The sequence below is a fragment of the Paenibacillus sp. EPM92 genome (genome assembly GCF_016586185.1).
Taxonomy (GTDB): Bacteria; Bacillota; Bacilli; order Paenibacillales; family NBRC-103111; genus Paenibacillus_G; species Paenibacillus_G validus.
The window spans coordinates 1-18,376 of the sequence record NZ_BCPS01000099.1; the positions used below are offsets into that span (position 1 = coordinate 1).

Annotated in this window: 27 protein-coding genes; all 27 read right to left on the reverse strand. The window is 48.9% G+C overall.

All coding sequences use genetic code 11. The features are described 5' to 3' along the window. Window positions 1-17 precede the first annotated feature (17 nt). Window positions 18-1,544, reverse strand: a complete 1,527-nt coding sequence (locus JMF85_RS24645; protein ID WP_201319071.1) for a recombinase family protein — start codon at window positions 1,542-1,544, stop codon at window positions 18-20. Between the two features lie 451 nt (window positions 1,545-1,995). Next, window positions 1,996-2,541 (reverse strand): hypothetical protein, encoded by a 546-nt coding sequence (locus JMF85_RS24650; protein ID WP_201319072.1) that lies wholly within the window; start codon window positions 2,539-2,541, stop codon window positions 1,996-1,998. Then, on the reverse strand, window positions 2,525-2,851 hold the full coding sequence (locus JMF85_RS24655; protein WP_201319073.1) for a hypothetical protein: 327 nt from the start codon (window positions 2,849-2,851) through the stop codon (window positions 2,525-2,527). The genes JMF85_RS24650 and JMF85_RS24655 overlap by 17 nt, the downstream gene beginning before the upstream one ends. A 61-nt stretch (window positions 2,852-2,912) precedes the next feature. Then, window positions 2,913-3,110: a hypothetical protein gene (locus JMF85_RS24660; RefSeq protein WP_201319074.1), complete on the reverse strand. Its 198-nt coding sequence runs from the start codon at window positions 3,108-3,110 to the stop codon at window positions 2,913-2,915. A gap of 11 nt (window positions 3,111-3,121) precedes the next feature. Next, window positions 3,122-3,328 (reverse strand): hypothetical protein, encoded by a 207-nt coding sequence (locus JMF85_RS24665; protein ID WP_201319075.1) that lies wholly within the window; start codon window positions 3,326-3,328, stop codon window positions 3,122-3,124. Window positions 3,329-3,366: 38 nt separating this feature from the next. Further along, the gene (locus JMF85_RS24670; RefSeq protein ID WP_201319076.1) at window positions 3,367-4,098 is read right to left on the reverse strand and encodes a hypothetical protein; all 732 of its coding nucleotides are present in this window, start codon (window positions 4,096-4,098) and stop codon (window positions 3,367-3,369) included. 11 nt (window positions 4,099-4,109) lie between these two features. Continuing rightward, entirely contained in the window at window positions 4,110-4,607 is a 498-nt protein-coding gene (locus JMF85_RS24675) for a site-specific integrase (protein ID WP_397376011.1), read from the reverse strand. Window positions 4,608-4,772: 165 nt separating this feature from the next. After that, on the reverse strand, window positions 4,773-5,258 hold the full coding sequence (locus tag JMF85_RS24680; RefSeq protein WP_201319078.1) for a hypothetical protein: 486 nt from the start codon (window positions 5,256-5,258) through the stop codon (window positions 4,773-4,775). 36 nt (window positions 5,259-5,294) lie between these two features. Next, a complete protein-coding gene (locus JMF85_RS24685; RefSeq protein ID WP_201319079.1) occupies window positions 5,295-6,992 on the reverse strand; it encodes a DNA cytosine methyltransferase in 1,698 nt (565 codons plus the stop codon). A 105-nt stretch (window positions 6,993-7,097) separates the two neighbouring features. Next, complete coding sequence (locus tag JMF85_RS24690; RefSeq protein ID WP_201319080.1) at window positions 7,098-7,754, reverse strand: putative metallopeptidase; 657 nt, start codon at window positions 7,752-7,754, stop codon at window positions 7,098-7,100. 18 nt (window positions 7,755-7,772) lie between these two features. Then, on the reverse strand, window positions 7,773-8,342 hold the full coding sequence (locus JMF85_RS24695) for a hypothetical protein (RefSeq protein WP_201319081.1): 570 nt from the start codon (window positions 8,340-8,342) through the stop codon (window positions 7,773-7,775). Next, a complete protein-coding gene (locus JMF85_RS24700) occupies window positions 8,339-8,530 on the reverse strand; it encodes a hypothetical protein (RefSeq protein ID WP_201319082.1) in 192 nt (63 codons plus the stop codon). Before JMF85_RS24700 ends, JMF85_RS24695 begins: the two co-directional genes overlap by 4 nt. 16 nt (window positions 8,531-8,546) lie before the next feature. Continuing rightward, window positions 8,547-8,708 carry a dUTP diphosphatase gene (locus JMF85_RS24705; protein WP_201319128.1) on the reverse strand — a complete coding sequence of 54 codons (162 nt, stop codon included), beginning with the start codon at window positions 8,706-8,708 and terminating at the stop codon, window positions 8,547-8,549. A gap of 74 nt (window positions 8,709-8,782) precedes the next feature. Next, window positions 8,783-9,259, reverse strand: a complete 477-nt coding sequence (locus JMF85_RS24710) for a dUTP diphosphatase (protein WP_201319083.1) — start codon at window positions 9,257-9,259, stop codon at window positions 8,783-8,785. A gap of 80 nt (window positions 9,260-9,339) precedes the next feature. Next, window positions 9,340-9,666, reverse strand: a complete 327-nt coding sequence (locus JMF85_RS24715; RefSeq protein WP_201319084.1) for a hypothetical protein — start codon at window positions 9,664-9,666, stop codon at window positions 9,340-9,342. Continuing rightward, window positions 9,644-9,850, reverse strand: coding sequence for a hypothetical protein (locus JMF85_RS24720; RefSeq protein ID WP_201319085.1), 207 nt, complete (start codon window positions 9,848-9,850; stop codon window positions 9,644-9,646). The genes JMF85_RS24715 and JMF85_RS24720 overlap by 23 nt, the downstream gene beginning before the upstream one ends. Further along, window positions 9,847-10,413 (reverse strand): hypothetical protein, encoded by a 567-nt coding sequence (locus JMF85_RS24725; protein WP_201319086.1) that lies wholly within the window; start codon window positions 10,411-10,413, stop codon window positions 9,847-9,849. The genes JMF85_RS24720 and JMF85_RS24725 overlap by 4 nt, the downstream gene beginning before the upstream one ends. Before the next feature lie 5 nt (window positions 10,414-10,418). Beyond that, complete coding sequence (dnaB, locus tag JMF85_RS24730; RefSeq protein ID WP_201319087.1) at window positions 10,419-11,762, reverse strand: replicative DNA helicase; 1,344 nt, start codon at window positions 11,760-11,762, stop codon at window positions 10,419-10,421. Continuing rightward, complete coding sequence (locus JMF85_RS24735) at window positions 11,755-12,090, reverse strand: replicative helicase loader/inhibitor (RefSeq protein ID WP_201319088.1); 336 nt, start codon at window positions 12,088-12,090, stop codon at window positions 11,755-11,757. Before JMF85_RS24735 ends, dnaB begins: the two co-directional genes overlap by 8 nt. Beyond that, window positions 12,035-12,931, reverse strand: coding sequence for a conserved phage C-terminal domain-containing protein (locus tag JMF85_RS24740; RefSeq protein WP_201319089.1), 897 nt, complete (start codon window positions 12,929-12,931; stop codon window positions 12,035-12,037). The genes JMF85_RS24735 and JMF85_RS24740 overlap by 56 nt, the downstream gene beginning before the upstream one ends. 14 nt (window positions 12,932-12,945) lie before the next feature. Beyond that, window positions 12,946-13,344 (reverse strand): hypothetical protein, encoded by a 399-nt coding sequence (locus JMF85_RS24745; protein WP_201319090.1) that lies wholly within the window; start codon window positions 13,342-13,344, stop codon window positions 12,946-12,948. A gap of 146 nt (window positions 13,345-13,490) precedes the next feature. Next, window positions 13,491-13,949: an ASCH domain-containing protein gene (locus tag JMF85_RS24750; RefSeq protein WP_127610339.1), complete on the reverse strand. Its 459-nt coding sequence runs from the start codon at window positions 13,947-13,949 to the stop codon at window positions 13,491-13,493. Between the two features lie 96 nt (window positions 13,950-14,045). Continuing rightward, a complete protein-coding gene (locus JMF85_RS24755; RefSeq protein ID WP_127610364.1) occupies window positions 14,046-14,282 on the reverse strand; it encodes a hypothetical protein in 237 nt (78 codons plus the stop codon). Window positions 14,283-14,388: 106 nt separating this feature from the next. Continuing rightward, a complete protein-coding gene (locus JMF85_RS24760; RefSeq protein WP_201319091.1) occupies window positions 14,389-15,096 on the reverse strand; it encodes an MBL fold metallo-hydrolase in 708 nt (235 codons plus the stop codon). Further along, window positions 15,096-16,100, reverse strand: a complete 1,005-nt coding sequence (locus tag JMF85_RS24765) for a recombinase family protein (protein ID WP_201319092.1) — start codon at window positions 16,098-16,100, stop codon at window positions 15,096-15,098. The genes JMF85_RS24760 and JMF85_RS24765 overlap by 1 nt, the downstream gene beginning before the upstream one ends. Beyond that, on the reverse strand, window positions 16,097-16,345 hold the full coding sequence (locus tag JMF85_RS24770) for a hypothetical protein (protein ID WP_201319093.1): 249 nt from the start codon (window positions 16,343-16,345) through the stop codon (window positions 16,097-16,099). The genes JMF85_RS24765 and JMF85_RS24770 overlap by 4 nt, the downstream gene beginning before the upstream one ends. Next, entirely contained in the window at window positions 16,342-18,351 is a 2,010-nt protein-coding gene (locus tag JMF85_RS24775; protein WP_201319094.1) for an AAA family ATPase, read from the reverse strand. Before JMF85_RS24775 ends, JMF85_RS24770 begins: the two co-directional genes overlap by 4 nt. Window positions 18,352-18,376 lie beyond the last annotated feature (25 nt).

Below are 18,376 nucleotides of genomic sequence, written 5' to 3' on the forward strand. Positions count from 1 at the left end.
GTGTGTTTCATAATTAACTAAAATGCATAGTTATACTCGATCCGGATGTTTTCCTCATCAATGGTGATGTTTCCAATAATATCGTGCAGCAATACACGTACCCTTTCCGTATCATTCGGATCTAATGACTTGAATTCTTCGGTTATATGTTGAAAGGACGACGTCTCTGTAATCTTCTCTATAATTCCCACGATTTGATTTTGAATAATCGTAGATTCTTCTTCTAACCACTCTATTCCAGCCTTAATATCAAGCATCTGTTTTCGATATTGTTCTTCAGGGAAGAGCTCACGCTGTGCAAAAATGTCCCGTTGATCCTTTACCAGACGGTCCTTGCGATTATTGATGGACTTTAGTTCTTGTTCAAGTCTTAGAATGTCATTTTCACGATCGGAGGATATTTGAAGGATGTCATCCGGTAATGCTGCTAATCGCTTTTGAACGGCTTGTATAATATCACGCTCTAACTCATCAGCATTGATGTTAGCTTGAGAGCATGTATCACGTCCGTACTTGTGATATGTTTTACAAATATAATAACGGTACTCCTTGCCGTTATAGGAACGCTTCTGGCAAACCATACCCTGTCCACATTTGCCACAAACTAATATACCAGTCAACGGATGATAAGCTCGTTTTGGAGCCCGATCATGTGTCCTGGACAGCATAATCTTTTGTGCTGCGTAAAATGTTTCCTTGTCTATCAAGCAGGGATGACAATCCTCAATGACCTGCCACTCCTTTTTATCGATCTTAAGTTGAACTTTCTTTTTGCTCATCTTACCGCTGTCATCATATTCCCGCTGCAACATATTCCTCCGAGTCCCATAAACCACTTGTCCAATGTATGCCTGATTACGAATCATGCGATTAATAGTCTCCCGGCTCCATCGATTCCCGTTCTTTGTTAAGATGCCCTTCTTGTTTAGTTGCTCCGCTATTTTAAAAGTACCGATGCCTCGGTTAACGTACCAATCAAACACCAATGGAGGTATTTTCCCCGTATCTTCATCGATGACCAGCCGTTTAGTTTCAGGATTCACCCTGTATCCGAAAGGCGGCTCACCGTTCCACTGGCCGCGAGCTGCTTTTTGCTTACGAGCACTACTGACACGTACGGAGATCTTCTTACTTTCCTGCTCAGACAGCACGGAGAGAATATCAAATGTAATGTTGTCCCTGTTCAATGAATCGTAATTATCATTGATGGCAATGACTCGAACCCCATATTGCTCGAACATGCCAATAATGGCCGGATTCTCTTGCTTATCCCGGCCTACACGGCTGACCTCTTTAAATACGAGCAGTTTGATTAGATTGTTTTTAGCATCCGCTATAGCTCGTTTCATTTCGGCCCGATCAAATACACTGGTATAATAGCCTGACACAGCCTCATCGCTATATATGATCACATTATCAGTGTCGTATTGCTCACCAAGCCGTTTAATATACTCGAGACCTTGACTCACCTGATTTTCAATGGAATCCCCCTGCTTGTCTGTACTGACACGAGCATATATCCCACATTTGATCTTTTCTTGCATGACGTTAGCCCCCGTTTTGTGATTAGTTAAATAGTGATACATCCATTAAAGTTATTACCTGTATTATTAACCAAAAGACACCCAAATTCAACGGGTGTCTGATAAGTCTTTTTTTTCATTTGTATATTGAGGATTAATTTCAACTTTCAAATCAAGTCCGTATTTCTCTTTTGCGAATTCCTTAACCTTTTTGGCGTACCACTCATAAGGAGATTTCGAACCATTCACTTCTGTTATGTTAAATGGAATACGAATTCCCCCTTTCCCCATGTTTTATTGTATACAAATCACGACTTGTCCTATTACTCACTTGAAACCTTTATTGTTCGGATCGCTTCTCCTGCTCTTTTTTGTTCAATTCATCGCAACGGCTTGCCGCCATCGTTTCGACCGAATCAGCGCGAGCCGTATAAAGGTTTTTTCTCTTCTATCTTGGTTATGATGGAACGGGCTAACCAGTTGGTTGCTGATTTTCTTTCCAATGCACTTTGCGATGACACGGTCGGCATAACCAGACAACCTCCAATGGTTTTGAGTAGTCAGGATGATGTCCTTCCACATTTCCGATTGTCTTACATTGCTCACACTTTTCCGGCTTGACGATCTTCCCTGCATGCACGGCGTTTCGCAGCGCGTTACGTGCTTTTCCCTTTTCGCTTTGCTTCTGTGTTGCCTCTTTTGCCTTATACTTCTCAGGGTTAGATGTTCTGCTCTGAACATACCTTTCACGGACCTTGCCACGGACTTCTGGACGACTTTGGTATTCACGTTTGTAGTTGAGTTCTTTAAGTGGATCTCTTTCTCTTCTGCGCTGTATGGCTGCCTTGTTTCGCTGATAGCTGCATTTCCGACACAAGCCCGCGTATCCAGTTGCAGACTTTTTCTGGAACGGGAATGCGGACAATTCTTTTATCTCCAAGCAACGACTGCATTTCCTCTGTTGCAAAAGGTATAGTTCTTGGTTTTCGAGATAAAGATCATCAATTTTGCGTCCCATTGAACTCCAACCCTTTCGACTTTATAAATTCCAGTAGCGCATTCCGTTCCTCTTCGAGCCGGATTGTTCGTTGCTTGTCGAACTCATACCGCGCATCCCGTTCCTGTTCTGCCTGTATTGCTCTTGCTTCCTGTATTTCCGCAATCTCTTGCCAGCTTGGTATTTCCTCTTGTGCGGAATGGTCGTCAAATGTGCCGGATTTAATTTCGTTGAATACTTCGATAAGAGCGCGATACACGCCGTCATATAATCGAGCGTCCGCTTTGTTATCCAACCATTCCAACAGTTTCTGTTTATCAATCAGTTCCATGTGATACCTCCAAAATAGATGTATTCGGCCTCGCTGACGCTGCGGTCTGATCGGATGTCTTCTAGCATAAAAAGTGGTGTCCAACCCTAACTTCTTTGGCTTCTTCCTCCGTTTTGAACACTAGGTTCGTCTCACTCAACCTGCCGTAAGAATCGCATTCAACCGGCACCTGCCACCACGTAACGCCTTCATTCGCATATTTGTCGATGTACTCCGGTTCGCCAAGAACCTTTGTTACGTAAGCGTCGACTAAGTTCACGCTATCCCCTCCTAAAGGTCAATAAATTCTATTTGCAGCGGTTCTTCCCGGTTTGAGTTCAAACGGGTGTTCATGTCCTTAACATCGCCGCACCATTGGCAAATCCATTTCCCGCTAAGAAGCTTTTTATGCGCTTCATGCCCTTCGCATTCTGGACATGCGATTTTAACGATACTGCCGACCGTCATTTGCTTCATTTCTTCTTTGGTTACATTCACGGATTTACCTCCCATGTATTTCCGTATTCAGCGAATGTTCATCGCCAAGGTATTTCGATAGCGTATTTCTGGGTGCTGTAATAGGTCGTTGTCCCCTGTTGCTTCGCGCACCAAGCTTCAAGGAATGCCTTAAGCTCATCTTTTTCCTCGATCCTGTTGAACGCTTCTTCGTGCAAATCTTCAGTGGCATTCTCCAGGATGCTGTCCGCATCAAGGATCAACCCCATACAATCCGTCCCCCATACGTACTGCGGACGTTCTTCACCGGGCTCGTGACTTTCTTCCCACCATTCGAAGAACTCATCAAAGTCGCTGAAGTAACCTTCGTTATAGGGGTAAGAATCGAAGTAGTACATTCCCATCCCCTTGGCGATCTCGTCATCCGCCTTAACCTTGATCGCTTTGTCAAAAATAGCACGAGCTTTAGCAGAGTGTTCTGCTGCTCTTTCAGCTTTCGATTTCTCGCAATCACATTGCGACTTACTGCGGGGCAGCTGGGCCGTGCAGTGTCTGCAAAGGTTGACAATGCCAGTAAAGCAGTTCTGGCAGCCAACGATATACTGCGATGTGTAAGGAAAGGCTGCGCGTTTGTCGGGGTCACCTTTGATCCCATACCGTTGTTCTGTTAATGCAAGGCCGGTCCCCTGACATACCGGACAAATAATCTGATGATCTTGCAGGTCCTTGGTCAGTCCGTTTTTCAGAATGCCCGATAGGTAAGCAAGTGCGTCAACATGTACCCGTTCGGGCTTTTTGAATGCTGTTTCCATTAAATCTCCTCCTATAAGTGGAAGCCGCCTACGGCTTCGTCAATAATATCCTGGTTGATTCCGATATACCGCATTGTGATCGACGGCGCCGAATGATTGAATATCTGCTGCAGCAGCGCCACGTCTTTGTATTTCCGGTAGAAATGATAGCCGAACGTCTTCCGCAGCGTGTGCGTCCCGATCTCGGCCAGTCCAACCTCTGCCGCCGCTCGGTTCAGTATCCGATAGGCTTGCACCCTGCCAATGTTCTGCTTCGTCCTGTAGGACTTGAAAAGAGGATCGCCGTCCTGCATACCCTTTGTGTACTGGTTAATGATCTCTCGCAGCTCGGAATTGATCGGGAAGCGCCGCCGCTTGCCGGTCTTACGTTCCCTGTGCGTTAAATGCGATTTATTCCGGACATCCCGGACGCGCAGCTGCAACAAATCACCGATCCGCAGCCCCACGTTAATGCCCATCACCAGTAGAAACCAATCTCGTTCAGACTGCTTTCTAAGTACTGCTTTCATCTGCTTCGTATCGGCTGTACAAACTCTATGGCTCTCCACTCCTTTTAACTCTTTACGAAAACTTGTATTCATTATGTTTCATCTTTTGAACGTGTTCCCAATGTCTCTTTTTGTCCAAATAAGCGCTGTAAATATTGTGTGAATCCGGGACCCTTGCGAGTCCCGTTAAAACGTCCAATCCCGATCAAGCTCGCCGATCAACTTCAGATAATTGCCGATGGACTCTTCTCCAGACTCCAAACGCCGGCGCAGCGTGCCCTTCGACATCCTGAGCTCCTGCGCCGCCCGCATGACCGGAACCTCACGGAAATATCTGCACTCGATCGCATCCCTTACTTCCTCATCCCGGATCATGCGATGCGCCATTTCGATACTCGTCACGGCGCATTTAAAAACGTTGTATCTCCATTTCCGGATCTCGTGGAGGACGACCGCGTTTGCCGTTTTGTCCGCACGCGTCTCGTCTTGGAAAACCTTTCGAGCCCGTTCCCCCTCGATATCGGTTAAGTGCAGGAGCTCGCCATGTGCCTCGAACTCCTCAATAAACCGTTTCATGAAACCAAACTGCTCGAGCAGGATTATGGCCCGATCGGAGTCCGAACCGGTTTTTGAAGGAAATAGCTCTATCTGCTCGTACGATATTTCCCCCACCCCCTCCATCCCCCAGGATGCGGCCGGGGGTGATTGTTAAATAGAAAGTTGTAACTGACCCGCTGCATCCGAGTATCGCTCAAATGTAAATGCATTTCCGGACCCCGGGCAAAGTTCTGGAAGGTTTGCCCGGACAAGCGCCTTTGCAAACGGCGGCGGTACGGAATTGCCGCAGCGGGCGACCTGCGCGGACTTGGGATATCGCTTACCGTCCGCGTCCCGGTCGATGATGTAATTGCTCGGGAAGCCTTGGGCGGCGAAAAGTTCGTGCGGCTCCAGCATCCTCATGCCAATGTCAACGATTTGGTATTCTGTGCCTTCGATCGTTACGAGCCCGAAGCGGTCCTTAGTCGTGACCGTGTGCAGCGGGTCGTCGAGTGTCTGGCCATTATCAGCCGAGCCATAATATTTGAGTAGGAAGGCCCTGACCTCGCCGACATGCAGACCGCCGGCTGTGATAGTTGGCATCGGTTCCGTAACTGGCTGGCCGTCCTGGCAGGTACCGCGCAGCTTGATCAAGTGCGAGGTAACCAGCCCGCTCTTTCCACCGCCCCCGGCGGTCACTGTTCCAAGTGGTTCACCAACCGAGCTGCCAACCGACTCCCCAAAATGCCGAACTACGTGAGCAGCAACAAGGCCATACCTGTTGCTGGTGTCCTGGGTCAACAACGGGCGATTCATCGTTTGCCCCCGGGCGCTGTCGTCATAGGAGTGGTACTGTGTCAAAAACGCTGCTACCATACCCAGTGCATGGGCGGCTCCTGCCGGGCGGCTCGATCCCGCGCCTGATGTGACCGTGTGAAGCGGCTCTGATAACTCATGTCCGGTTGCTCCGCCGCGGAACTTTGTTATATGCGGAATGACTATTCCCCAGCCGTTTTTCGCCGTAACGGTTTGGAGCGGTTCATCCATCCGTTGCCCCCGGAACTGGTCGCCGTGGTGATTCACCTTGATCACATACGGTGCAATATATGGCCGAGGGTTATCGATCACAAACCGCTGAATGCCCCGGGCGATCCGGCGCAGCGTGTTTTCGGCCAGCGGTCGTTTCCGCTCAAAAATACTCGGGCAAGGAATGGACCAGTCGATGATTTCAGCCGCTGTCCTCCATGGCTTCAATTTGCCTGATTGAACTTCTTCGCTGTTTGGATCGCCATGCGTCGGTTCCGGCCAGACGATCGGGCGGCCATCACACCGCGCTACAAGAAAGAATCGCTTGCGAATGGTTGGTGCTCCATAATCACATGCCCGCAATTCCTGCCACTCGACTTTGTAACCCTGCCGCCTCAGTGCATTGACAAAGGCATTAAATGTTCGGCCTTTCTTATCAGGATCAGGCATACCGTCTTTAAGCAGTGGGCCCCATGTTTTGAATTCCTCGACGTTCTCCAGCATGATCACCCGCGGCCGGACCGTCGCCGCCCACCGGACCGCAACCCATGCAAGACCGCGGATGCCTTTCTCTTTAGGCTTGCCGCCTTTCGCTTTACTGAAATGCTTGCAGTCGGGGCTCAACCAGCATAGCGCCACCGGACGTCCGTCGGTTGCCTTCAGCGGCTCCACATCCCAAACCGATTCGCAGTAATGCTCCGTCTCAGGATGGTTTGCTTTGTGCATGGCAATGGCAGCTGGGTCATGATTAATAGCGATATCCACGCTGCGCCCGATTGCCAGTTCAATGCCGGTGCTGGCTCCGCCTCCGCCAGCGAAGTTGTCGACTATGATTTCTTGCATACCCTTCCTCCTTCACGGCTTCGGAGCGGATTTCTCCGCCCCTCCGTAACGTTTATTTACGTCGTTGTTAATTTTCGTTACCTTGTGGGCATAGGAAAGCTAGGATCAATAAGGCAAATCCTCATCGTCCGGCATCTTCGGCTTTTCGTCTGATTCTTCCGGAACGGTTACCTGCTCAACAACTCCTGCCTCGACGGTGTATTTGATGCCATCTCTTGGCTCAGCTTCGGCAACTTTATTCCGGAATTCATCTGCTGCATTCTCGTTTGGTTCGAACTTCAGTGCATCTTCAAGCGTGATCTGCGTCGTCTCCGTCATCGCCCGGGCCAGACGCTTCACATCCTCCATGATGATGCCGTGTCGCCTTACAACGTCCACAAATCCTTCTATATCATGCGGAACAGTAGTCAATAGCGGTCTGCCGTCGGCAGCTTCAAGAATATCACCGTGCCTGTTATACTTTAAATCCAGCGTGTACAAATTGTGATCGAGCACATATTTCTTCTGCGGCTGGGACAAAATCGCCCACATATCAGCGTTCAGATAGAGGATGACATCTTTGTTCATTGTTCTGCGCAAATCATCCGATAGGACCCTTACTTTGCCTAGAACCGTTTTCCCTTTGGACTTCCAACCGCCGTGCTTGAAGAGGACAAGAAAATTTGAAACTGCCAATTCCTTATGATGTTCTCCGATCACTTCTTCGAGCAAGTCTACAACATTTTGCGGTGCCGTACTGTGAAACTTCTCTTTTTTAGCCATTTATTCACGCATCCTCTACTATTTTTTAGGGTTCAAAATGTCCTGAACAACTTCCAGTTGATACGGCAGCAGGTCCAGCAGCGGCATAAACTCTCGGCAGCGGTACAGATTCAATGCGATCCGGGCGATTATGTAGGCATCCACTACGTTGTCGCTTTTGTGCGTATAGCCGAAATGCTCGAGCACTGATGCCTTCACCGCAGCTTTCTTCTCTTTATCCTTCAGGCGCCGCTTGTTTCCCGGCTCGCCTACCCAACCGGTTACCCCGACGTATTTCTTCGTCCAGTTAGGATTGCAGTCGTTGAAGGCCAGTCCCTTGCGATGAATCATTGATCGCAAGCCGCCGTGTATCATCCCCGTCGTGACACCCTTCTGAGTACCCATAGCCGGCTGTTCGATTACAATTTCATCCCCCGGCTTCAAGTGCTTGTATAGCGAATCCTCAAGCGACACCAACTGCTCAATCGATATGCCACCGGGCTCCTTTTTACCTTCCCCGATCAGTTCTTTCTCCACCAGGACGTTACCGCGCTCATCTAAGGCGCAGAAGCCTGTTTTTGTAGCTGGATCGATGCCAACAAACCTCATAGCAGTTTTTTCAACTCCTCTGCGACATACTCATACACCCGCGCTGTCGCTTTGTGCTTCATTTGATGCCGGAGGAAACCGCCAGCTTTTTCATATGCTTGGTAAATCTGCTTTTCCGTCGCTGCCTTCGTTTCAAAGTCATCAATGACGCGCAGCAGCTCATCGGCCGGGATCATTCTTTTGCTCATCCAATCACCCACCGCCTTAATAGCCGTTGGACTGGCGAGCGTGATTCACCGCGTTTTTCGCCATGTAAGCCTCGGCGATTTGTTCAAAGGTGAAGCCAAGGCGCTGCTCGCCAAGTGCATAGAAGATAGATAAAGAAGTTCGCAATTTCTCCCTCTTGTTAAACGCCTCCGGTTGCATCAAGAACTGCTCTCCATTGATTAAGCCGACATTGTGCAGCAGCTCCGTGAAGAGGGTGACTGTCTCCCCTTCCGTTACATCATCCCAGCAATATAGGTCATCTGCTGGCAAGTCGAGCTGCCGCGCGATCGAGAGGAAGATTGCAGGCAATCGACATATTCTTCTAACATTTTCTGCGGTACTTTTTTAGGGAAATGTGGGTAATCTTCGAAATCTGGAATGTGCTCATCATTTGATGCTGCATATTCCTCTTTTGTCATGTCCCAACATTGTTTACACATTGACGATGAAGCATCAGCCATGAATGGACTTGGACGAGTGTATTCAACATCTTCGCCACAATAATCACATCTATCCAGCGGATACATACGTGGTTTCTGACGATTGCTCCAATGTTTAAACCCGCGCCATTCGTTCGCGAGCTCCGCAATCTCCACCTGCAGGGCCAGCACTGTATTCGGCAGCAGGTCCACACCTTCATGTCCTTTTTCTTTGATAATGCGAGCATCAAGCTCTTTTTGTTTTTCGTACATGTCCTCAAGAGTTAACATTTGATCATCTCCGTTTCTGGGAACTCGTCCCATGATCTGCCGTCCAGCATGCGGCCGGATTGCTTTCTTGCCGACCTTCCTCACCCCTTTCCGCTCATCTCCAAAACCGTGCGTACCAATGCCGGCTTAATGCGCAGCGCCTTGCTTGTCTTCTCCACAAACTCATCTACCTGCAATCCCGGGAGTGCTGCTCGAGCTTCGAGTATCATTGTCCGGTCGCCCAACACCTTCATAACGACAGCCTCAGAGACGCGATACCGCCTGCGATACATACGGGCGAAATCTTCATCGCTGCCGCTACTGTAAGCCTTACGCACATCCAAAATGCTTCGCTCAAGATCGATCGACGTAGGTGCATCGTTGGACTCCTTCTCCTTGCGGGTTTTAATCACGAATGTTTTTGACAAGCTGTTCACTCCTTTCTGTCGGTATTTGCACTCCTGCTGTATGTTGGAACTCCATAATGCCCTCGAGCAATTCCTCTCGATCGATCTGACCGAAGAAGTGGGCGCGAACAGCGTGAATTGTCGGGACGATGCCGGAGAACATGTACGACTCTTTCAACCATTCATAGACGTGCCATCGATTCATGGTCCAGCCTCCTTCGGCGGCAGCGGGTGCCGCTTGGTTATTTCTTGCAGTAGCCCGGGAATGACGTCGCCCCACTGCTGGAGGTATCGCGCTTTGAAGTCGTCGTATTCAGCCTGCGATTCCCACGCGTCCCGGCCGATGTCCGGCTTCAGTACCCAAATGCTTTTTCCCGCCCTTAGCCGTGTTCCTCCGCAGCGAAAACCGTTTAGCGTACTGCACAAGGTATCGACTTTCTCGTACTCCCGGCCAGCCTCCTTATCCATCTCATCGGCCAGTTGCAGCAGGTCCCGCCAGAGGTGTGCGTCTTCCGTCAGGTCTGGGCGCGGGTCCAGCGTCGGGTATGCCGCTTCTTGGATTACGGTAGCCCCGAGTGGTGCCGGAGGCGGCGGCGCCGGATGATCTTTTCGGTATTCGTCGATGATTTGGGTAAGGCGGTCCACCATCTTTTTGAGCTTGCCGCGCTCGTCCTCATCGAGCAGCGGGTTCTTTAGTTTCTTCTGGAGGTCCGCGCGCTGTGCCTCAGCCTTTACCGCTTGCTCTTCGTTTTCCAGCTTGAGCGCCACCGCCATCACCCACCTTTTTTCTCATGGTGTTTGCGATCAAGGTTTAAGATCCGTCCGGTCTTTTTGTTAAATCCGACCTCTATCGTTCCGGTCCCGACGTTCCGTCCCTTAGCGACGATCAGTTCCATCACGCTCAGACCATTGTCGGCTTTCTTGTCACTGTTCGGATTGTAATAATCATCCCGGTAAAGGAAGATAACTATGTCGGCATCGGACTCTATGGAGCCGGATTCCCGCAGGTCCGACATCATCGGGCGCTTGTCCTGCCGTTCCTCACACTTACGGCCGACGGCTGAGATAGCGATTACCGGACATTCGAACTGCCTGGCAATCTGCTTCAGGCCTTTGGATACAAAAGCGACACCTTCATGCTCTTTGGTAAACCGCCGGCCGGGCTGGACCAACTGTAGAAAGTCAATGTAAACGACAATGCGCGGGTGCTGCTTTTTCAACCGCTTGACCTTTGCCTTGATCTGCTGCAGGGTCATGCCCGGGGTATCGTCGATGTAGATAGGTAGCCGGTCCAACTCTTCCATTGCGTTGCTCCAGCGCTCCCAATCGGTGTCCGACAAGTGGCCGGTTCGCAGCTTGGTATTGTCCAGGTTACCAAGAGTGCAGATGAAACGCTCCGCAATCTGATCGGCTTTCATCTCAAGCGAGAACAGCACCGCTGGGCGCCCGCCTCTTGCCGTTTCAACCATGTCATTCACAACGTAGGCCGTTTTCCCGATGCTCGGCCGGGCCCCGATTATCTCCAGGTCGCCGTCCTGATGTCCGCCGGTAAGCGCATCGAGGTCTTTACTTGCCGTCTTGGCGCCGGTAATGCCCTGCTTAGTGGCTCTCTCTCGGATCGTCTTATGGTGATCCTTCAAGATAGCCGACATCTTAACGACATCATTCTGCTCCGTGACCGTAAGCTCGGCCAGTTCTTCGAAAGCTTCCTGCGCTTTGCCGACAAGCTCCTTGGCATCCATCTCTTGCCTCATGCCTAAGTCCTGAAGCATTCCCATCATCCCGACTGACTTGCGCTTTACATACGCCTGCCGGACGATGCTTTGGTAATAATCAAAGTTCGCAACAGACGGAACCGAATCCTTAAGTTCAAGGAGATATGATAAGCCGCCAAGTTTTAGCAGCTTATCTCCAGCCGCCTGAGCCACTGACATCGTATCCAGCGGGACCCCTTCCTCTTCCTGCAGGTAGCGCATGAATTGCATTACAAGTTGATGGCGCTCGTCTTTTTGGAACTCGTTCGGCTCAAGGTAACAATCGTCGATAAGATCCGGCTGTTGGAGGATAGAGCCGAGGACCGCCATTTCCGCCTCGTATAGCAGCGAGCGTTCATTCATCGTCTTCACCGCCGCTTCTGAGGCTTTTAGGAATCAAATGCTCCGGCAGCGGGACGGCCTCACGTTTCCATTGTTCCAGCTCCGCGAATCGTTCGGCAGTTTCAACACGCAACTGCTGGTAGTTGTTCGATTCGACTTGCCTTATATCCGCGATCGTCGGCGGGTATTTGTTAGTCATAATGTGCTGCCGTACATTTGCCAGCCCGGCGCCGTCGGGGAGGTCCTTGAGCATATCGAACCATAGGGCCTCTTTGAAATCATCGAAGGCGAAATTATTGTAGTTGTTTCGGAGTATGGTCAAAATCTGAGTAAGCTCCGACTTCTTCATTGGCCTTCTCCTCTTGGATTTTTTTCAGCAGCCGTTCGTTCTCTTTTGAAAGACCTGATCCGCCTTCCGCCGCAACCGACATCTTCTGGTTAAGATACTCCACAAAATTCGTCGGGCGGAAAAGGGTGGACGGCCGCAAGTACTTCTCCATGTTCGGATTGCCAAGCCATTCCGCTGCCTTCACGTCGATAACATACTTGAAGTCGTCCAGCCCATACCCTTCATTCAGCCGGCCGTTGATCATTTCTATGATGGCCTTCGTCGATGGGCGGTATTTGGTATCAAGCTTTGCATTAAGGTATTGGATAACCTGTTCGATGATTGCTGTGTTATCTTTAGGCACCGATTTTCCCTCACTTTCATCAGGATCTTTTTTCTTAGATGGAATCTTCTTTTTAGGAGAAAAAGAACAATATCTTTTAAGATCTTTTTTCTTATAATTCTTTACATTCTTGTTTGTGTTCAACTGCTGTTCATTTGCTGTCCAAATGCTGTCCAAATCTTGATACTGAGACCAGTTAACCACAGTAACGACGCTGTATTTCGTCGTTTTTTTGATGTTCAACATTTGCTCACTTTCGAAGCGCGATAGCATTCGCCATAAAGTGGAGCTGCTAAGTTGTAGAGAGGGCTTAATTCCCTTGTTAAATTCCTCCTCTATGGCGTGTCTACCGGTTACAAACTGCCCTTCCTGCAGGTCTATTAGCTGATTGCCGATAAGCTGTTTCGTAGATTGGTGAGATGCTTTGAGCAGGCACAAAACCCACAGCTTGAGGTAGTTCGGATCAGCGAAGAAAGGACTCGTCAGCAGCTTGCGGTGAAGTTTTATCCAACCTTGCATCTCACCTCACCTTCTTATGCGAATTTATCGTCGAACGTGGGCTCCAGCGCCTGCTCGACGGTGTATCCGTTGACGAGAGCTTGCAGAAGCGTGTCGCCAAATCCGTTCTTTACGTATTGCTTGAGAGTACGGGTATGGTGGTTGTCATCGTACATGTGCTCCGTCCAGCAAAGTTTTGCAAATGATCCGGTTGTGTAATCGTATTTTCTGAACCATATAATTGCTTCTGCCACTTCCAGCGGAATTACCGGCAGTTCCTTTCGCTGATCCTCGATTGCCCGCTCGATCTGCTGCAGGAGCAAGGTTTTTTCTCGTTGCTCATCTTCGAGCTGTTTCTTCAATCTATCAATCTCGTTATAAGCCCTGCGAGCAATATCAAAAGCTTGCATTAAAGTCCGGATGTATTTTTCCAATCAAACCACCTCCAATTTATGGGTATTCGGATTTTAGGGTTGAAACCTGTGGTTCAATTTCCATTTAATGAAACATAATGTATTCACTAAGACACTTCTCACAAATGGGGTATTGAACTTTCGAGGTGAAAAACATGTGCAATACTTCAATCGGGATTCCAATTCCATAAACCTTGTTGACCTTTTGCTGGTATGGGATCGTCCAACATCCTTACGTTGGTTAGTTCCCATGTGAATCTGCCTGGCGTAAAATCTCCAAACTCATATTCAGGTGAATAAATAAGTTTTCTGCCCTCTAATTCATATCCGTCCGTCCAAGTGTCTACAGATTTCAAACAATCAGACAACTCAGCAGTCGCCACAATCGACCCCGTTGGCATCCTCTTTAATGCTCCTGAACTAATTCCTAACCTATCGTAAAATTGCTCATACATGGCTCGTTGAACATCATGCGGTAGTGACCGAATCATGTCATGAGGGTCTGTCTTTGATGCATGAATGGCAATCGGCCCACGATAGTTCGTCTTCCAACTTCTCGTCTCAAATCGCTTCGCTCCTATTGCAATTAAACTCGCCCACGGCTGATGTATAGTTATAGCCTTCATATCGTTCCTCCTTCTATCGAAGATTGGATTAACACTTATTTCACCTTGATCGTTGCAGAAAGTTTATGCATCTACTTTTATGAGGTGGTGATCATTTCACCCTGAAAGTTGCATACCCCGCAAATGTTCTTCAGCCCATTCAAGAGCATCAGACAGAACGTTATAAAGCACTGTGCCCGAAGTCTCAAACACACACTCGAACTTGGGGCAAGGTTGGACATCATAATCGTTTGCACACACATCTAAGTCAAAAAGTTGAATGCACCAATGTTCATTGACTGTGTAAATCTGTATTTGATGTAATCCCCTAAGTTTTTTAATCAATTCTTCCATTCCTGTGAACACCGCCTTATTAATTAAGTTTCTTCCTACCATTTTCTTGATAAACTGGAATTTCGATAATTTCATTTCAACCCTAAAATCCGAATAGCCCAATTTATTAACGATCTGCGATATAAACTTGCTTGCCTGTAAGCTCTTGTATCTCCCGCTTGAACAACTCAGCATCACTATTGCTGTCACTCAGGTGCAGCAACCATATTTCCTGAACCCGGCTCAGATCATTGGCGCGGAGGAAGTCCATCATGTTCTCCAAGCTGAAGTGCGATCGGATCAACCGTTTCTTCATCCCGACGGGGACATGTCTAGCTGCGATGTTCTCATCCAGTATTTTTGCTGAGTAATTACACTCGACCATGATGTGAGTCAATCCCGGGAACCGGTAGCGAATGTAATAAGTATCCGTTGCGAACAGCAGCTTGTCGCCGGCTTTATTCGCCAGGAGGAACCCTAGAGGTTCAGAGACGTCATGCTCGACCTCAAAGGGTAGGATCGTCCATGTGCCTATCGTAAATTTCTCCAGAGCCTTCAAGGCTATTGCGCGATGTCCTGACAGCCGGGCAGCTTCCAATGTTCCGCCGGATGCGTACACGTTTACTCCGGCCTTCATAATGTCCGCCGCCGCCTTTATGTGGTCTCCGTGCTCATGAGTAATCAGGCAGCCCGCGAGCTCCGAGACGCGGAAATCAAGTCCGCGTCGGATGTCGGAGAAGCGGAGACCTGCGTCCAGCAGCAGGGTAGTCGTCCCGTCACTTACTCGGTAAGCATTACCGGCGCTGCTGGATGCGAGAGGTTTGATGTCGATCATTACCAGCCTGGCCCGCCGGACTGCGGCGGCTGCTGATCAATGTTGATTTCTTGCTGTTCGGGCTGTGAATCCGAGGACTGGTCGGGATCGTCTTCATCTACGATTTCGTATTCAACATCAATCGCTTCACGATTGGCTTTTTGGGAAATTTCCTCGGAAGCTTCGGCCTCAGCAAGGGAGGATTCCATTTGTTTTAAGCGCATGTAGTCGTCATCAATCTTCTGGCTATCGATAGTGATATCGCCATAAGCAGCGCGGTAGATTGTTTTGTACACCATTTTTTCGTACCAACCCTCGACCGTTTCTTTTCCGACTTTTTTTCCGTCCTTCCAGACATCCCTCTCCCCTCCCCAAAACTCTGCACTCGCATACTGTGGCTTACGCTTCTCGATATCCTTGAGACTAAACGTAACAAGCTTATTTTTCTCCGGCGCGGCCGAGTACAGGTGATAATAGAACCCACCGACGATCTCTCCACGGTCGAATTCGTTTGTGATTTCGAACTCATACCCTTCGTATTGATTGTTACGGTCCTTCTTGTAGGACTTAAACCGATCGGTGGAATAGACTACTTCAACAGCCACATGGTCCGGAACGTCAAGACCGTATTTGACAGCCTTAAGTTCCATACCGCGATACCCTTCCACAAAACCGATATCGTATTTATTCAGAGCATTGTTTTTATAAGGGACCATATTTATGTGATTCTTTTGGGCAGGATCAAATCCAACTCTTGCAGCTGATACGACGTCTCGTGCGAGCTTTTCCATGTTCACGTTAGCCCATGTAACCGGCAGCGGGTCTTGATTGTTCTTCTTTTTAAGACGTTTCTCCTCGGCCATTTTGAGAGCCGCATCAAGAGAAATAAAGTAGTTTTGAGCGAGTCTCTTTTGGAAGTTGGTCAAAGCCACTTCTCCGCCGACCGATCCACCGAATTCAGCTACAACTTTGTTCATGAAGCGTTCTGATGCTGTTAAATCCTTTTGTGCTATTTGATTATTCATTCTTCTTCCTCCTCGTTTTCGTAAACAAATTTGACTTGCTTGCTTTTATGCTCGATTAAAAAATCTTTCAGAAGACTCGCGAAATCGGACGGTCCGACTAGATCTCGCTCTAAAATTGCATCCTCCGGGCATTCCGTGAGCGGCCCGACAGTCATTACTTTTTTGCCGTCGATATAAAGTTTTTCGCGGGAAAATCCATCCCTGTTATAACTGGTTATCACTTTGACAATAACGACGTTGCTCAAGCGATCACCTCGTTATCTACGATGATTAGATCAGATGCCGGCGCCGCAACTTCGGACGCCTCAACCCGTAGTTGCTTATCTGCTGCGCTTACGATCAGGCAGATTTGCTGCCCCTTCGTTTCGATCAGGCGGGTCACGGCCTCGGCGTTATCGATGAAAATAGGAGCCGTAATGCCGTAATGCTCGGATAAGGTATTGATGATGTCCAGTCCAACGTTAGTCTGCGCCGCCCGGTTAAGGCCGCTGGAGTAAGGCACGCCATCTCCTAGCGTCTCGCATACCTCTTGGAGACCGCCATTGATCTGCTGCTCAAACAATTTGAACCGGGCGTACTTGAACTTGCTGTTGATCTTGGATTCAAGCATGGTTACCTTTGTCCGGATGAACTCTTCGGTTAGGAAGAGCTCTTTCTCCAGTCGCTCGTACTCGGCGGCCAACGTTTTCTCCTGTGCCCGTAGGTCTTTGATTCGGTTATCAATCGTGACAACCTGAGCGAATTTCGCTTTGTTCTGCTCTAAAGCTTCCGCGTCAAGCCGCAGCTTCGATAGTTCGCTTCTTGCCGCCTCCACCTTACTTTGTACCGATGAGCGCAGGCCTAGAATCTCCCGCTCAATAGCGTCCTTCTCCTGCTTCTTCTGAATGTAAAGCGGATCTCTATCCACATCCGGAACAGCAAGTCTGTTCAGTTCCGCTTCGGCCGACTGCAGTTTGTTTGTGACAGCCTCCAAATCGCCATTAAATTTCTCGATTTTGGTTTTAAGCTCAGCATTTTCTTTATCTAGACGTTCAGCTTCGGCTTTCGCAGCTTTGCCTTTAGTGGATATGACATCCAACCGTTCCGCTTTGCTGCGGTTAAAATTGGCTATGACCTTATCGTGGGCGGCTTTGACTTGATATTCAGGAAGAGCCTGCCCGCACGCTGCACAATTGGAGTTATGGCTACTTGTAAATGTCTCACCATCTACCTTAAACCATTCTTCCCGCTGCCTATCAGCCTCAGCCTTATTGTCTAAAATAGCTGCTCCATTCCTAGCCTTCTGATCTTCGCATCGTCTGATTTCATACCGGATTTCATCTGCTTGTCGCTTCAGCTCAGAGACCTCATTGCGCTTGACCGAAACTCTATCCATCGAGCCGGATTGTATCTGGTTTTTTATTTGGAGTAGTTCGCTTTCGATCTCTAGCTTCCGCTTTTCCTTGACGGTTATTTCCCCGCCGGACTGGATCCGGAAAAGCTCGGCTTCCTTGTCGGCAATATGGGTTTTCAAAGCCTCAAGTTTTTGTTGCAAACAATCCTCGCTGAGTCCGGCAGTGTCCGGTTTAGAACGGACAGCCTCGTCGATCCGGACCGGAATTTTCTCCAACTCCTTGTTAATCTCACTCCGCTTAGCGGTGATAACCTTTCGATGATCGTCGATGCATCGGTCGCCGAGGATGGCCGGCAGATCCTTAAGCACGCTCTTTCCAGCGATGACATCGCTATCCGAGATGTCCCCGGCCACGTCGAGCAAGGTCTTACGCCTATTTTTCCAATCAAGCTGCTCGTTGAAATAGGACGGATTGGTCAGCAGCTTGAAGATTTCTTCATTCATGATCGAGTCCACGAACTCGGTATATTCGGACTTTTTCACCGGCACGCCGTCGATAAAATATGCCGTTTCATGCCCGGTGAATTCTGATGTGGTTGATCCGCGTTTGCGGGTCCACTTCTCCGTGAATACCTTCCTTAGCGTCCGGCGTTTGCCGTCAATGAGCAGCACGCCCTCGACTTCATGCTCTAGGTTGTGAAGCGGTACACCCCCGGCATCCAGCGTTTTAATGGCGAAATCCTTTTTGTTTTGGCTGTCCTTGTCGAACGTCAGCCACGTGAAGGAGTCGAATATGGTGGTCTTACCAGCGGCGTTATCGCCATAAACCCGGACGTTCTTCCCATCCGTTTCAAGTTTGAAGTCGCGGATGCCCTTGAAATTGCGTAAAGCCAATGAAATAAGCTCGATGCTCCTCAATTTCCGTTACCTCGCTTTCTTTTAT

What these genes read in the sequence shown, in the direction of transcription:
- JMF85_RS24645 (WP_201319071.1), bottom strand. Translation starts at nt 1,544, where the DNA reads ATGCAAGAAAAGATCAAATGTGGGATATATGCTCGTGTCAGTACAGAC.
- JMF85_RS24650 (WP_201319072.1), bottom strand. Translation starts at nt 2,541, where the DNA reads ATGGGACGCAAAATTGATGATCTTTATCTCGAAAACCAAGAACTATAC.
- JMF85_RS24655 (WP_201319073.1), bottom strand. Translation starts at nt 2,851, where the DNA reads ATGGAACTGATTGATAAACAGAAACTGTTGGAATGGTTGGATAACAAA.
- JMF85_RS24670 (WP_201319076.1), bottom strand. Translation starts at nt 4,098, where the DNA reads ATGGAAACAGCATTCAAAAAGCCCGAACGGGTACATGTTGACGCACTT.
- JMF85_RS24675 (WP_397376011.1), bottom strand. Translation starts at nt 4,607, where the DNA reads ATGAAAGCAGTACTTAGAAAGCAGTCTGAACGAGATTGGTTTCTACTG.
- JMF85_RS24685 (WP_201319079.1), bottom strand. Translation starts at nt 6,992, where the DNA reads ATGCAAGAAATCATAGTCGACAACTTCGCTGGCGGAGGCGGAGCCAGC.
- JMF85_RS24690 (WP_201319080.1), bottom strand. Translation starts at nt 7,754, where the DNA reads ATGGCTAAAAAAGAGAAGTTTCACAGTACGGCACCGCAAAATGTTGTA.
- JMF85_RS24695 (WP_201319081.1), bottom strand. Translation starts at nt 8,342, where the DNA reads ATGAGGTTTGTTGGCATCGATCCAGCTACAAAAACAGGCTTCTGCGCC.
- JMF85_RS24700 (WP_201319082.1), bottom strand. Translation starts at nt 8,530, where the DNA reads ATGAGCAAAAGAATGATCCCGGCCGATGAGCTGCTGCGCGTCATTGAT.
- JMF85_RS24705 (WP_201319128.1), bottom strand. Translation starts at nt 8,708, where the DNA reads ATGCAACCGGAGGCGTTTAACAAGAGGGAGAAATTGCGAACTTCTTTA.
- JMF85_RS24710 (WP_201319083.1), bottom strand. Translation starts at nt 9,259, where the DNA reads ATGTTAACTCTTGAGGACATGTACGAAAAACAAAAAGAGCTTGATGCT.
- JMF85_RS24720 (WP_201319085.1), bottom strand. Translation starts at nt 9,850, where the DNA reads ATGAATCGATGGCACGTCTATGAATGGTTGAAAGAGTCGTACATGTTC.
- dnaB (WP_201319087.1), bottom strand. Translation starts at nt 11,762, where the DNA reads ATGAATGAACGCTCGCTGCTATACGAGGCGGAAATGGCGGTCCTCGGC.
- JMF85_RS24735 (WP_201319088.1), bottom strand. Translation starts at nt 12,090, where the DNA reads ATGAAGAAGTCGGAGCTTACTCAGATTTTGACCATACTCCGAAACAAC.
- JMF85_RS24740 (WP_201319089.1), bottom strand. Translation starts at nt 12,931, where the DNA reads ATGCAAGGTTGGATAAAACTTCACCGCAAGCTGCTGACGAGTCCTTTC.
- JMF85_RS24750 (WP_127610339.1), bottom strand. Translation starts at nt 13,949, where the DNA reads ATGAAGGCTATAACTATACATCAGCCGTGGGCGAGTTTAATTGCAATA.
- JMF85_RS24755 (WP_127610364.1), bottom strand. Translation starts at nt 14,282, where the DNA reads ATGGAAGAATTGATTAAAAAACTTAGGGGATTACATCAAATACAGATT.
- JMF85_RS24760 (WP_201319091.1), bottom strand. Translation starts at nt 15,096, where the DNA reads ATGATCGACATCAAACCTCTCGCATCCAGCAGCGCCGGTAATGCTTAC.
- JMF85_RS24765 (WP_201319092.1), bottom strand. Translation starts at nt 16,100, where the DNA reads ATGAATAATCAAATAGCACAAAAGGATTTAACAGCATCAGAACGCTTC.